This window comes from Streptomyces sp. CA-181903, assembly GCF_050937075.1.
Taxonomy (GTDB): Bacteria; Actinomycetota; Actinomycetes; order Streptomycetales; family Streptomycetaceae; genus Streptomyces.
On the sequence record NZ_JBNJLY010000001.1, the window covers coordinates 4,034,366 to 4,048,040 of the forward strand.

Here is a 13,675-nt window from a genome sequence, read left to right on the forward strand (position 1 = left end):
CATGGGCAGGGTTACGGCCGCGACCGCCGCACCGGCGGCGACCGGAACGGCGGGCCGGGCGGCGGGACTGGTGCTCGCCGTGACCTGCGGAGCACAGTTCATGGTCATCATCGACGACACCGTCGTCGCGATGGCGCTCCCCACCATCCGCACGTCGCTCGACTTCCGACAGGCGTCGCTGGCCTGGGTCGTGGACGCCTACATGCTGCTCTTCGGCGGCTTCCTGGTACTCGGCGGCCGCTGCGCGGACCTCTTCGGCCGGCGCCCGGTCTTCCTCACCGGCCTCGGCGTCTTCACCGCGTCGTCGCTCGCCTGCGGCCTGGCCCAGAACCCCGGGACGCTGATCGTCGCGCGCGGCGCCCAGGGCTTCGGGGCGGCCCTGCTCAGTCCGGCGGCCCTGTCCATCCTGATCACCGCGTTCTCCGAGGCGAAGGAGCGGCGCAAGGCGCTCGGCGTCTGGGGCGGCCTCACCGGCGTCTCCGGCGTCTCCGGTGTGCTGCTCGGCGGGGTCGTCACCGACACCATCGACTGGCGGTGGGTGTTCTTCATCAACATCCCCGTCGGCGTCCTTCTGCTCGCGCTCACCCTGCGCCCCGCCCTCGCCGACCGCGAGCCCCCGGCCAAGAGCACCTCGACCGACACCACGGGCGCCCTGCTCATCACGTCCGGGCTGCTGCTGCTCGTCTACACCGTGATCAGCACCAGCCACCGCCCGTGGGGATCCGCCGCGACCGTCCTCGGTCTCGTCGGCGCCGGCGTGCTGCTGGCGGGGTTCGTGGTGCGGGAGTCGCGTGCGGCACAGCCGTTGATCCGGCTGGGCATCTTCGCCCGCCGGCAGATCGCGGTGGCGAACCTGATGATGCTGCTCGCCGCCTCCGGCCTGTACGGCATCTTCTTCTTCCTCACCCAGTACATGCAGATCCTGCAGCACTGGTCGCCGCTGCGGGCCGGGCTGTCCTGGGCGCCGTTCGGCGTGACCATGGCGGCCTTCTCCGGCCTGGCCATTCAGCTGCTGCCGAAGCTCGGCAGCCGGGTGCTGTGCCTGGTCGGGCTGGGCGCGGCCACCGGCGGGCTCGCGCTGCTGCCCGGCTCGCCCGCCGAGGCGTCGTACGCGTCGGACATCCTGCCCACCCTGCTGCTGTGCGCCGCCGGCTACGGACTGGCCATGGTGCCGATGGTCGTGGCCGCCGTGAGCGGCGTGGCGAAGGCGGACTCCGGCGCCGCCTCCGGCGTCCTCAACACCGGCCAGCAGATCGGCGGCGCCACCGGCCTGGCGGTGCTGGCCGCACTCGCGAGCGGCAGGCTGGACGACGGACTGGCCGACGGCGAGGCGCTGCCCGACGCGCTGCTGAGCAGCTTCCACACGGCATTCCTCGTCGGCACGGTGCTCAGCGCGTGCGCGGCGCTGCTGGCGCCGGCCCTGCCCGCGCTGCGGACGGAGTTCGATCCGGAGACGACGTCGGGGGTGTGAGGCGGCGGGCGGGCTGTTTCGGGCTCGTGGGGCTGTTTCGAGCTCGCCGAGGTGCTTCCGGCGCGGTCCGACGGGCGGCGTGCGGCCCGTCGGGCGGCTTCCGCCTCGTACGCCGCCCCGGGCTTCCGCCTGGTTCGGCACCGGGGTCCCACCTCGTACGGCGCCGCGCTTCCGCTTCGTACGGCACCGGGGCCCCACCCGCCGCCCCACACCTCATCCACATCTCCCGCGGAAAGGTTCCACCATGTTCCAGGGCCAGGCCCTCCCACCGGGCTTCTTCGCCGACACCGGGATCCCGGACGGCGGGGACCACCTCCGCCTGCACCTCAACGAGAACCCGTACGGCCCGCCGCCCGGCACCGTCGAGGCGGTCCGGGACGAGGCCGACCGCCACCTCAACCGCTATCCGGACGCCGACTGCCGCCTGCTGCGGGAGGCGCTGGCCGCGCACTTCGGGGTGCCCGCCGACATGGTCGCCGTCGGGAACGGCACGGACGAGCTGGTGCTCGTCGCCTCGCTGACGTTCCTCCGCGAGCCGGGCACCGCGGTCCTGACCACGGCCACCACCTTCCCCGGGTACGCGATGTCCGCCGCCGCCGTGGGGCGTGTCCCGGTCACCGTGCCGCTGGACGGCGCCGACCTCCCCGTCGATGCCCTGGCCGAGCGGATCGCCGCCGGCGCCGACCTCGCGTTCGTCTGCAACCCGCTCAACCCGACCGGCGCGCTCCTCGGCCGCGCCTCCGTCGACCGGCTGCTGGACGCCGCCGAACAGGGCGGAGGCGTCGTCGTCTTCGACGAGGCGTACATCGACTTCGCGGGCCCGGAACACGAGTTCGCGCTCGAAGCGGTCCGGGCGGGCCGCCGCGCCCTGGTGACCAGGACGTTCTCCAAGGCGTGGGGCCTGGCCTCGGTACGGATGGGGGTGGCCCTCGGCCCCGCCGACCTGATCGCCCGGCTGTCCGCCACCGCGGGCGCCCTGCCGTTCAACGTCAACCGGCAGGCCCAGCGCGCCGTCCTCCGCGCCCTCGAACGCCCCGACCACCTCGACCGCGTACGGGCCGCCAACGCCCGGGCCAGGGAACTCCTCCACAAGTCCCTGGACGCCCTGGGCCTCGTCCACGCGCCGTCCGCGAGCAACTTCGTGATGGTGGACGTGCCGCAGCCGGGGGACAGCGCCCGATTCGCGGCCCGGCTGGCCGGCGAGCACCGGATCCTCGTCCGGGCGCTCGACGCCCTCGGCATGCCGGGCCGGCTGCGGATCTCGGTGGGCACGGAGGCGGAGGTGGAACGTCTGGCGGGCGCGCTGGCGGCGGTGCTGGAGGGCGACGGGTGGGCGGCCGCCGAAACCCTGTAGGGCGCGCCGAGTTGGTGCGGAGCGATCCGCCGGCGGCAGTGCCATCATCCGGGCCCGCCGGACGTCGCGCACGGGCAAGATGGCCATGGCGCCCGGCTCTTCGCCCTCTTCGCTCTCTTCGCCCTCTTCGCCCAGGAAGTGCTCGCTTCCGCCGCCGACCGCCCGCCGCGCCGTGGGAGGACCGGGCGGGCACCGCTCCGGAGCCGCGGCACCACCCTCGTGCCGTGGCCCGAGGACACCCGGTGAGACGCGCCGGCCCCCTGTCGACCCCCGAGGAGTACCGATGACCACCCAGCCCTCCTTCGCATCCCTCGCCTCCGGCCACCGGACGATGCTGCTGGCCCACCGCGCCATGGTGCGCGACCTGGACCGCGTCGCCCGCACCGCCGAGGGGCTCACCGCGACCCCGGACGCCGAACGGGCCGGGGCCCTGCGCGCGTACATAGAGAAGCTGTCCCAGATCATCGAGCACCACCACGAGGGGGAGGACGAGTTCCTCTGGCCGGCCCTCCGCCGGCTCGGGGCCGACGAGGCGGCCCTCACCCTGATGACCACCGAACACGACGAACTGGCCAAGAACCTGCACCGCTGGCAGGAGACCGCTCGGGGGCTGGGTGCCGGCGCGTCGGCCGCGGCCGAGCTGGCCCAGCTGACCCGCGGGCTCCGCGACGAACTCGCCCGGCACGCGGCGGACGAAGAACGCGAACTCTCCGGCCGCCTCGCCCCCGCGCTGAACGAGAAGGTGTGGAAGGGGTTCGCGGCGCACATGCGCAAGACGGCGCCTTCGTGGACGCTGAAGTTCATGCCGGCCTGGCTGTCGTCGGTGGCGGGCCCGGACGAGCGCTCGGGGGTGCCGGCGCCGCCGGCGGCGGCCCTGTTCAAGGGCTGGCTGGAGAAGCGCCAGCGGGCGGCGTTCGGCGAGCATTACTGACGTCACTCACATCACTGACGTCACTGATCGGACGGGTGGCGCCGGCTGACTGGACCGGTACTGCTTGCTCTCCGACCGGACCGATGCCGCTCACTGACCGAGCCGGACCGCGAGCGCGGCGATGTCGTCGTCGAGCCCGCCCCGGCTGTACCGGAGCAGATCACGATGGAGGGCGTCGAGCAGCGCCCGGGGATGCGTGGGCGTCTGCCGCCGCATCCAGTCCTGGAGCGGGAAGAACGCCCCGCCGTGCCCACGGGCCTCGGTGACCCCGTCCGTGTAGAGCAGCAGGATGTCGCCGGGGGAGACGTCGAAGACGTCGACGCTGTACGTGTCCCCGATCAGCTCTGCCAGGTTGAGCAGCGGCGAGGGGGCGCTGGACTCCAGCACCCGGAGCCCCCCGCCGCCGAGCAGCATCGGCGGGGGGTGCCCGCAGTTGAGGATGCCGATCCGGCCGCCGCCGGGCGGGATCTCGACGAGCAGGGCGGTGGTGAAGCGTTCCATGAGGTCGTCGGGGGGAAACGCGGCGCTGTACCGGGTGCTGCTGGCCTCCAGCCGGCGCGCGAGGTCCCCGAGGCCGGGGACGTCGTACGCGGCCTCGCGGAACGAGTTCACCATCGCCGCGGCCGACCCCACCGCGGGCAGGCCCTTGCCCCGTACGTCCCCGATGAGCAGCCGCACGCCGAACCGGGTGTCCGCCACCTCGTAGAAGTCGCCCCCGATCCGCGCCTCGGCCGCCGCCGCGAGGTACAGCGACTCGATCTCCAGGCTCCCGCACCGCCGCGGCATCGGACTCAGCACCACCTGCTGCGCCGCGTCCGCCACCAGCCTGACCTGGAACAACGTCCGCTCCCGCTGCAACCGCGCATGACTCCCGTACGCCGCCGCCACGGTCACCGCCACGATCCCGGCCGAGGTGTACCCCGTCCCCAGATCCGGGAACACGACCCCCAGCCCGATCATCAACAGCAGACAGATCGTCCCCAGCAGTACCGTCGGCAGCACCGGCCACATCGCCGCCGCCAGCGCGGGCGCCGCGGGCAGGAGGCGGCTGAACGCCATGCTCCGCGGCGTGTTGTACGCCAGGCTCGCGATCACGACGGTCAGGAGCACCGGCGACAGCAGGGTAAACAGCTCCCGCCCGGGCCGACGCCGGAACCACAGCCGTCCAGGCTTGATCACATTCCACAGCATAGCCAGGCAAGCCGGACATGGCTTTCCGGGCTTTCCGGCATTGCGCTGGAAGCGTCAGCGACTCGGCCCGCCGTTGGCTGCCTGGTCGCCGGGAAACGGGAAAGGGGAGTCGCCGGCGCCGGGGCGCGGCTGTACGGGGGAGACAGTGCCGGTGCCGGCTGCCAGAGCCACAAACGCGGCGCCCACGGCGAACGACGCGCACGGGACGGCGGCGGCCACGAAACATCGTCCGGTACGGCTGAGGGCCCAGAAGCGGCTGAGGGTTCAGAAGCGAGGGCCGCCGACGGAGCGAGGGCCGCCGCCTGGACCGCCCCGCCCCCTGGCCGTCGCCCCGACGACTTCCGGAACCTCAGCCGGCCCGTAGGGCCGAACTGGCCGAATAGCAGGCGTCCAGCCACCGCGCTTCGTCCCGGTTGAGAACCGTGCTGCCGCACATGGGCACATTCAACAACCCGGTGTCGACGTTCACACCCTTCAGCATCTGCCGCATTTCCTCGGGAGCGGCTTCGGCCATCGTCGTCGTGGGCCCGTTCACCGGCCTGGGCTCCCAGCCCAGATCCGAGTGCAGCAAGACGGCGGATTCCTCCCCTCGTCGCTGGAGGAAGACCAAATGCTCTCCACAGTCATTGGCGAAGTAGGAGACATAGTCCGCGGCGTCGATAGGAAAGCCGCTCAACTCCGTGAGAACCCGCCTGAGTTCGTTCCCTGCGCTGAAGGTCATGCGCGGAACGCTACCGACGTTTCCTTCGCTGATCGACAGAATCAAGCGAACCGGGCGCTCCTGAACGGCCCCGGAAGGTCCCGGAAGCAACTGGAGTGGGCGCGTCGAACCCGTAGCCGGAACCGGTGGCACGTCCCTGAACCGGGTGTTGCCATTGCGTCTGCCGGTTGTCGGCGGCTTCCGCTGTGGAGGAAGGCTGTGAGGCGGCCCCCGTCACCCCTGGGCGCGGGCCTCCCGCCATCGCGTGGCGGTGACCTCGTTGGTGGTGTAGAAGAACTCGGACTTGAGATCGGCTTCGCCGCTGGGGGCCTCCACCCAACTCATCGGCCAGTTCCGCCGACCGTAGTGCTTGTGCACGACGCGGGTGAAGGCGGACAGGACGCCTCTCAAACGCTTTCGGTCCATGTCGAGTTGTTCGACCAGCGAGGTGTAGCTGAACCGATCACCGGGTCGCTCCGCCAGGATGTCCAGCACACGGGTGACCACTTGGACCGAGTAAAGCTGATCGGCTGCCAGCGTTCGCAGATCCTGCACGCTCCACTCCACGAAGGGCCATTCGCCGTCTTCCTGTGGGCCGGCTCCGCCATCTGCCGACGGCGCCGTAGCGGTGCCCGCGAGGTCCGCGAGGAACGCGTAAACCTGTGTGACGAACTGACTCGGCACCGGCACCGAGACGAACTGCTGGTCTTCCTGTGACATCTTTCCCTCCCTATGCCCCGCCTGCCTGGCGGTACGACTGATACTTGCAGGACTCACTGCCAGATGTCCAGCCGCTAACCAGCACTAAGGCGGACTATTAATCCAGGCTACTGCCATTCGCTGTGTGTCGGACAGGCGCCGGAGCGCATGGAGCATCCTCCGGACGGCGCTCGTCATGGGCCGAAGCGCCGTCGTCTGTGTGCTCGGACATCTCCCCAACGCACCGCCGAGGCTGCTGCGACCCCACCGGGGGCTTATGAGCACGGTCGCTGTCGAAGGACACCGGGTTCGTGGTCCCACCCGATGAAACGAGGCGAATACGAAGCCTGCCGCGAGCCGACACTCAGCCGAGCGCGAAGCCGGCGCTCATCACGCCGTGGATGCGGGAGAGCGTGAAAACGCGCTCGGCGTCCCGAAGGTGGCACCAGGCTTCGAGGAAGGGCGGGTCGAGCGTGAGGCGGCTGAGGGTGCGCACGCTCCGGTTCCCCGACACGGTGACGTACTCGACGGTGATGGCCTGACCGGCATCGATGGCATGGGCGAGCAGGCGGACGTCGCTGTAAGGCAAGCGCTTCGCCCACCCCGCGACGATCTCCTCGGTGTCCGTGGCGAAGGGCGCTCCTCCGTCGAAGGGCGCCGGTTTCGGTGTCGTGGCCGGGGCGTTCAGCACCGGGTCGCCAAGGTGGTCAAGTCGACGGTCGGGAATTCCTGCGACGCGAGGCCGGCGGCGGTCCGGCCGTTGTCCGCCGCACCGGAGCCGCGCTGAGCCGGAACGGGTGCGGTGGACCGCCGCGGTCGGGCCCTTTCGATGCGGACCGTGCCGTCGGCCGCCTCCTCGACAGGGGCGTATCCCTCGGCCCGGAGCGCGGCGAGAGTCGTGTCGGGAGGGCTGCCGCTGATCAGCACCGTGGGTGCCAACTGCCGTAATCCGAGCCCCGCGAGCCCGCGGTGGGCGGCGAGTTCGGCCAGGAGGACGGGGTCGTCGCCGTGGAGGACGCAGGCCGTGGGGGCCACGCGTACGCGCCCGTGGCCGCGCGCGGTGTCGGCGATCAGGTACGACAGCGGCTGTGGCAGTGGCTCGGTGGCGACAGCGGCGAGGTCGGCCATGATGTCCTCGGGAGTGCGGCCGGTGCCCAGGGCCCGGCGGATGCTGCGGGCGCTGAACCGCCACACCGATGCCGTGCCGCTGGTCTCCCGGTCGGCGACGGAGTGCATGAGGCGGGCCAGCCGGGCGGACGGTGTGCCGGTGACGACGGCGGTGAGGTCGGCACTGATCCGGGCCGTCGCGGTGGCCCGGGGCAGCAGCCGCCGGCACTCGATGCCCAGCCCCTCAGTGTCGCCGGTCCGCAGGTGGATGCCGAGGGCGGACAGGGCACCGCGCGCGAGCACGCCGAGGAGCCCGGCTTCACGGATCACGGCGGCGAAGGGCGTCGCGTCCTGCGGCGAGGAGTCGGCGAACGGGCGGTGCCAGGCGATCAGGGGACCCAGATCCGACGTGACCCGCGCACCGCTCCCCGCCGGGAGCCGCGCGGCCGCGTCCGACAATCCCTGGCGGGCCTGCACACAACCGCCGCAGAGCGGTCGGCCGGCGAGGGCGGGGAGCGCCTTGTTGTCCCCGTCGCGGGTACGGGTGGGGGTGAGCGGCAGATTCCACCAGGTCTGCAGCAGTACGGCGAACTGCCCCGCGGGTTCCTGCTCGGCCCAGGCGTCGTACGCCCGGGTGGGCGCCATGTGATCGCCGTTCCGGCCCAGCAGACCGGCGGCGTACGCGGTCTCCAGGGTGAGGCGTACGACGGCGTCGTCGGCATGTGCGTCCTTGCCGATCCGGGCCAGTTCCCGCGCTCCGACCCCGCCGGACTTCAGGCGGGCCGGAGCAGCCGTCGAGCAGGCCGACAGGATCGACGCGGCATGGGCGGCGAACGCCGTGGCCGCGGCCGACGTCTCACGGTCCACTTCCACCGGGGTGACAGGTGTGAGCCGCGGGAAAGGCGGTGCGGGCTCGAAGGGGGCGTACCGGCCGGGCCCGCGGAGGGCGAGCGCCACCTCGGCGGGCATGCGGGCCGGACCACAGCGGTGACGGTCGTGGATCAGGAGTCCCCGTTCCAGTGCCCATCGCTCGCCCGGTTCGAGTCCCGGACCGGAAGCGCTGCCGGAAACGCTGCGGGGAGCGCTGCCGGGAGTGCCGAACGCAAGGGGCTGCGGCAGCCCCGGCACCCCCTCCGCTCGGCGTTCGAGCAGCTTGCGGGCGTCCGCAGGGGCCTTCGCGGCCAACGAGACGACCTGTTCCGGGTCGCTGTGGTGCGCCACCAGCGCGGCCAGCCGCTGCGGCTTGGTGCCCGGCGGTCTGACGTCCAGGGCCACCAGTACGCCGCGCAACTCGTCGGAGGTCATGCCCGTCAGCAGCACCTCGAGTGGAGCGTCCAGCCCCAGGGGCGTGTCCCATGCCTGTTTCAGCGGTCCGGCCAGGTGCAGCTTGCCCGCGCCGTCCGGCCAGACCAGAGCGTGATCGGCCAACACCTCCAGCGCGGCGTCCAGCGCGCGCGCCGTTTCGCCGTCCGTCGCCCCCAGCAGCCTCGCCAGTTCGTCGTGCGAAGCGGGCGCCCCCCAGTGCCGCCAGCGCCTCGGCCACTTGCAACTGCGGCAACGCGAGCCGTCGCACGGCTGCCGCCACCGACCCCGGGCGCTGAAGGCGGTCCGCCAGTTCCCCCACCGAGCGCGGCTCCGGAGAGGACACGGCGTCCACCCGCGCCTCCAGCACGCGCACCAGGTGAGCACCGTCAAGGCCGGCCAGCCATGCCACCAGCGTCGATCGGGACCTCATGCGCGGTTGCACCTCGTCGGACCATGGACCTCGTCGAACCGTGCACCTCGTTGAACCGTGCACCTCGTCGGACCAAAAGCGTCACAGCCGGCGCCGGAACCCGGCCGGCCGGGCCTCAAGGGTGGCGCATCCCCGTGATCCGCGGGTGCTGTATGCGGAGAGTTCCCCCGTAGTACGAGCCGATGGCCCGCGCGACGGCTCGCGGGCCGTCTTGCGGCGGGAAAGCCGACGGCTCGTGGGCCGCCTCCCGGCGGAAAGCCGGAGTAGTGCCTTCTCGACGAGACCGGTAAACGCCGAGGGGCCGAACCGCGATCAGCGGTCCGGCCCCTCGGTCTGCCCGTTCGGGCAACTGCGGAGGCTCCCGGGTCACTGGCCGTGATGCTCCGCTCCCATAGGAAGCGCGGTTCCGGGAGCGCGCGGCGGCTGGAAACCCATGGGCCGAGTCTGAGTACGTGTTTACCGAGCCGTTGGGCGGGCCGTTCCCGAACATGGACTATCACGACTGGAAGCGGCTGCTGGAAGATGCCGGCGTCCGGGACGGGCGTCTGCACGACGCACGGCACACCGCGGGGACCGTGCTGATGCTGCTTGGGGTCCCGGACCGGGCCATCGACCAGATCGTGGGTTGGGAGCCGGGCGGCGCCGCCCGGATGCGGGGCGCGGTACCTGCGCGTGACCGATCCCATGCTCAACGAGGCGGCCTGGAAGATCGAGCGCGCCATCTGGTGAGCCCCGGAAAACCTTGCTGTGGACAAAGACACAGGACAACGAACCGTAGGGACAACGTCGAAGGGCCCCCTGTTTCCAGGGGGCCCTTCGACATCGTGCCCGGTGAGGCACTGGCGGAGGATACGAGATTCGAACTCGTGAGGGGTTGCCCCCAACACGCTTTCCAAGCGTGCGCCCTAGGCCTCTAGGCGAATCCTCCGCCGCAAACAATACAAGACGTGGAGCAGTGCTCGCGAACCCGATCGGCGACAAGATCGTCGGGAGGGGGTGGGGTCGGGGGAGAGGACCGGGGTGGGGGTGGAGTGCGCTAGGGTGGGGGGCAAGCCCCTCACGTGGCGCTATCTCACCCAACTCCCCCAGGGCCGGAAGGCAGCAAGGGTAAGTGGGCTCTGGCGGGTGCGTGGGGGGCCCTTGTGTTTCCCGGGGTTTGCCTGGGTTTGTGGGGGCGGCGCCGGGTTGGGGCCGGGGTGCTTCCGGAGGCGCGGGGAGGGGGGTTCCGCGCGGGCCGGAGTCGAGTCGCCGCAGGCGGGGGCCGGGGTGGCACCGGCTGGAAACTGTGAGCGAGGCCACTTGTCAGTGGGGCCCGATATCGTCGTAGGTGTGTCGTCCCTCGCGCTCTACCGCCGCTACCGCCCCGAGTCCTTCGCCGAGGTCATCGGGCAAGAGCATGTCACCGCCCCGTTGCAGCAGGCGCTGCGGAACAACCGGGTCAATCACGCGTACCTGTTCAGCGGGCCGCGCGGCTGTGGCAAGACGACGAGCGCGCGCATCCTCGCGCGCTGTCTGAACTGCGAGGAGGGGCCGACGCCCACCCCTTGCGGGCAGTGCCAGTCCTGCCGGGACCTCGCGCGGAACGGGCGCGGCTCGATCGACGTGATCGAGATCGACGCCGCGTCCCACGGTGGTGTGGACGACGCCCGTGAGCTGCGGGAGAAGGCGTTCTTCGGGCCGGCCTCCAGCCGCTACAAGATCTACATCATCGACGAGGCCCACATGGTCACCTCGGCGGGCTTCAACGCCCTGCTGAAGGTGGTCGAGGAGCCGCCGGAGCACCTCAAGTTCATCTTCGCGACCACCGAGCCCGAGAAGGTCATCGGGACGATCCGGTCGCGTACGCACCATTACCCGTTCCGCCTGGTCCCGCCCGGCACGCTCCGCGAGTACCTGGGGCAGGTCTGCGAGCAGGAGAAGATCCCGGTCGAGGACGGGGTGCTGCCGCTCGTCGTCCGGGCCGGCGCGGGTTCCGTGCGTGACTCGATGTCCGTGATGGACCAGTTGCTCGCCGGTGCCGCCGAGGACGGTGTGACATACGCCATGGCGACGTCCCTCCTCGGCTACACGGACGGGTCGCTGCTCGACGCCGTCGTCGACGCGTTCGCGGCCGGTGACGGCGGCGCCGCGTTCGAGGTCGTGGACCGGGTCATCGAGGGCGGCAACGACCCCCGCCGTTTCGTGGCCGACCTCCTGGAGCGGCTGCGCGACCTCGTCATCCTCGCCGCCGTCCCGGACGCCGCCGAGAAGGGGCTCATCGACGCCCCCGTCGACGTCGTCGAACGCATGCAGGCGCAGGCGTCCGTCTTCGGCGCCGGAGAGCTCAGCCGCGCCGCCGATCTCGTCAACCAGGGGCTGACGGAGATGCGCGGCGCGACGTCCCCCGGCTCCAGTTGGAGCTGATCTGCGCGCGGGTGCTGCTCCCCGGCGCGTACGACGACGAGCGCTCCGTCCGCGCCCGGCTGGACAAGCTGGAGCGGATGGGGCTGAGCGCCGGTCCGGCCGCCGGCGGGTTCATGGGGGCGCCGCAGGGCGGCCTTTCCGCCGGGTACGAGCCGGGGGCGCAGGCGCACGCTCCTGCCGGGGTCCCCGGCGTCGCCGGTCTTTCCGGGCCTGCCGCCGCCCGCGCGGCCGTTTCGGGTGCCATTCCCGGGGGCGCGCAGCAGCCTCCGGCCCCCGCGTCCGCGGCTCCGGTGGCCGCTCCGGCCCCGGCTCCCGCTGCGCCGGCGCCCACCGCGCCCGCGCCCGTGCCTGGGCAACCGGATGCCGTCGTTCCCCAGCCTGATGCCGCCGCTCCCCGGCCGGGCGCGTGGCCCACGGCCACGGCGCCGGGGCAGGGGCCGGGACAGGGCGCTGGTCCCGCGGCTGCCGCTGCTCCCGCAGGTGGCGCGCCTGCCGCCCAGCCCGGTGCGTGGCCGTCCGCCGCCTCCCCGCAGCAGGGGGGCGCCCAGTCGGGTACGCGGCCCGGTGGCTGGCCGACCGCGACCACGCCGGCCGTGCAGGCGCCTCAGCAGTCTCAGCAACCCCAGCAGGCCCAGGCCCAGGCCCAGGCCCAGGCCCAGGCGCCGCAGCCGCAGCAGCCCCAGGCCCATGGCGGCAGCGTGGACCAAGCGCGCCAGATGTGGCCGCAGATCCTCGACGCGGTCAAGAACCGCAGACGTTTCACGTGGATCCTGCTCAGCCAGAACGCCCATGTCAGCGGCTTCGACGGCACCACGCTCCAGGTGGGCTTCTCCAACGTCGGGGCACGTGACAGCTTCGCCAACAGCGGCAGCGAGGACGTCCTCCGGCAGGCGCTCGGCGACGCCTTCGGCGTGCAGTGGAAGATCGAGCTCGTCGTGGACGTGACCGGTGCCGGTGCCGGTGGGGCCGCTGGGGCCGGTGGAGGCCCGGCCGCCGGTCCCGGCGGTGGCTTCGGCGGCGGCGGTGGTGGCGCGTACGCGGGCGGTGGCGGCTACGGCGGCGGTGGCAGCGGGTTCGGCGGTGGCGGAGGCGGCGGCTTCGCGCAGGGTGCCGCGGCGCCGGCCGCCCCCCGCCCGCAGGCCGCCGCCCCGGCTCCCACGCCTGCCCCGCAGCCCCCGCAGGCCTCTTCCGGCCCGGCGGCACCGCAGCAGGCCGCCCCGGTGGCCCCGGCGCAGCCCTACCGCGAGCCCGAGCCCCCGTCGGTCTCCATCGAGGACGACATGCCCGCCGAGGACGACCCCGACCTCGACGACACCGCCCTCACCGGCCACGACCTCATCATTCGCGAACTCGGCGCGACCGTGATCGAGGAAATCGCCAATGAGGGGTGAACAGCCGACGAGGGCCGACGAGGGCCGATGAGGGGTGAAAAGCCAATAGGGCCAACGCGGGGCGAACAGCGGGAGAAGAGCGGCAGGGGGAGCGGCGGGGAGAGTGGCGAGTACCCGATGGCAGCCGGTCCGCGCCCCCGCCCGCCCGTGAGCCGTCCGCCCTCCGGACTTCTTCCCCTCGCATGGCGCGCCGCGCCCGGCGAGCACGTAGGCTCGGGCTACCGACCCCGCGTCGGGCCGGCGCGGCGCTCAACCGCGCCGCACGGCGCGCCGTCGTACCCGTAGTCGCGAGAGCACAGGAGCGAAGCCGTGATCCCCGGTGGTGGCCAGCCCAACATGCAGCAGCTGCTTCAGCAGGCTCAGAAGATGCAGCAGGACCTTGCCGCAGCTCAGCAGGAGCTGGCGGAGACCCCGGTCGAGGGTTCGGCCGGCGGCGGCCTCGTGAAGGTCACCGTCAGCGGTGCCGGGGAGCTCCAGGGCCTGGTCATCGACCCGAAGGCCGTCGACCCCGAGGACACCGAGACCCTCGCCGACCTGATCCTCGCCGCCGTCCGCGACGCCAACAACGCCGCTCAGCAGCTTCAGCAGCAGAAGCTCGGCCCGCTCGCCCAGGGCCTCGGCGGCGGCATCCCCGGACTGCCGTTCTGACCCACTGACCGCTTGGTCGTCAGGCCGTCCGGTCGTCCGGCCGCA

At 72.4% G+C, this 13,675-nt stretch carries 9 protein-coding genes, 1 tRNA gene, 1 other RNA gene and 2 pseudogenes; 7 read left to right on the forward strand and 6 right to left on the reverse strand.

Annotated features, from left to right (window positions below; genetic code table 11):
- The first annotated feature begins 1 nt into the window (after position 1).
- From ACQEVS_RS18060 to ACQEVS_RS18070, 3 genes are all read left to right on the forward strand, one after another.
- On the forward strand, positions 2-1,471 hold the full coding sequence (locus ACQEVS_RS18060) for an MFS transporter (RefSeq protein ID WP_433021624.1): 1,470 nt from the start codon (positions 2-4) through the stop codon (positions 1,469-1,471).
- Between the two features lie 244 nt (positions 1,472-1,715).
- Positions 1,716-2,825 carry a pyridoxal phosphate-dependent aminotransferase gene (locus ACQEVS_RS18065; protein WP_433021626.1) on the forward strand — a complete coding sequence of 370 codons (1,110 nt, stop codon included), beginning with the start codon at positions 1,716-1,718 and terminating at the stop codon, positions 2,823-2,825.
- Positions 2,826-3,108: 283 nt separating this feature from the next.
- Positions 3,109-3,756, forward strand: a complete 648-nt coding sequence (locus ACQEVS_RS18070; protein WP_433021628.1) for a hemerythrin domain-containing protein — start codon at positions 3,109-3,111, stop codon at positions 3,754-3,756.
- Positions 3,757-3,846: 90 nt separating this feature from the next.
- Here ACQEVS_RS18070 and ACQEVS_RS18075 read toward each other — a convergent pair whose 3' ends face one another.
- The 5 genes from ACQEVS_RS18075 to ACQEVS_RS18095 form a co-directional block, all read right to left on the reverse strand.
- The gene (locus ACQEVS_RS18075; protein WP_433027665.1) at positions 3,847-4,815 is read right to left on the reverse strand and encodes a PP2C family protein-serine/threonine phosphatase; all 969 of its coding nucleotides are present in this window, start codon (positions 4,813-4,815) and stop codon (positions 3,847-3,849) included.
- 481 nt (positions 4,816-5,296) lie between these two features.
- A complete protein-coding gene (locus ACQEVS_RS18080) occupies positions 5,297-5,668 on the reverse strand; it encodes a hypothetical protein (protein ID WP_433021630.1) in 372 nt (123 codons plus the stop codon).
- 213 nt (positions 5,669-5,881) lie between these two features.
- On the reverse strand, positions 5,882-6,367 hold the full coding sequence (locus ACQEVS_RS18085; RefSeq protein WP_433021632.1) for a hypothetical protein: 486 nt from the start codon (positions 6,365-6,367) through the stop codon (positions 5,882-5,884).
- Between the two features lie 343 nt (positions 6,368-6,710).
- Positions 6,711-7,037 carry a WYL domain-containing protein gene (locus ACQEVS_RS18090; protein WP_433021634.1) on the reverse strand — a complete coding sequence of 109 codons (327 nt, stop codon included), beginning with the start codon at positions 7,035-7,037 and terminating at the stop codon, positions 6,711-6,713.
- Complete coding sequence (locus tag ACQEVS_RS18095; protein ID WP_433021636.1) at positions 7,031-8,881, reverse strand: helicase-associated domain-containing protein; 1,851 nt, start codon at positions 8,879-8,881, stop codon at positions 7,031-7,033. The genes ACQEVS_RS18090 and ACQEVS_RS18095 overlap by 7 nt, the downstream gene beginning before the upstream one ends.
- 667 nt (positions 8,882-9,548) lie before the next feature.
- Here ACQEVS_RS18095 and ACQEVS_RS18100 point away from each other — a divergent pair.
- Positions 9,549-9,917 (forward strand): annotated as a pseudogene (locus tag ACQEVS_RS18100) (tyrosine-type recombinase/integrase); the annotation flags it as partial.
- A 111-nt stretch (positions 9,918-10,028) separates the two neighbouring features.
- Here ACQEVS_RS18100 and ACQEVS_RS18105 read toward each other — a convergent pair.
- Positions 10,029-10,116 (reverse strand) — tRNA-Ser (locus ACQEVS_RS18105).
- Between the two features lie 121 nt (positions 10,117-10,237).
- On the opposite strand from ACQEVS_RS18105, the gene ffs reads away from it, so the two are divergent.
- The 3 genes and pseudogenes from ffs to ACQEVS_RS18120 all read left to right on the forward strand — a co-directional run bounded on the left by ffs (position 10,238) and on the right by ACQEVS_RS18120 (position 13,630).
- Positions 10,238-10,332, forward strand: an RNA gene (gene ffs, locus ACQEVS_RS18110) — signal recognition particle sRNA small type.
- Positions 10,333-10,517: 185 nt separating this feature from the next.
- Positions 10,518-12,982: pseudogene (locus tag ACQEVS_RS18115) on the forward strand (DNA polymerase III subunit gamma and tau).
- Between the two features lie 309 nt (positions 12,983-13,291).
- Positions 13,292-13,630, forward strand: coding sequence for a YbaB/EbfC family nucleoid-associated protein (locus tag ACQEVS_RS18120; protein WP_004939552.1), 339 nt, complete (start codon positions 13,292-13,294; stop codon positions 13,628-13,630).
- Positions 13,631-13,675: the final 45 nt, after the last annotated feature.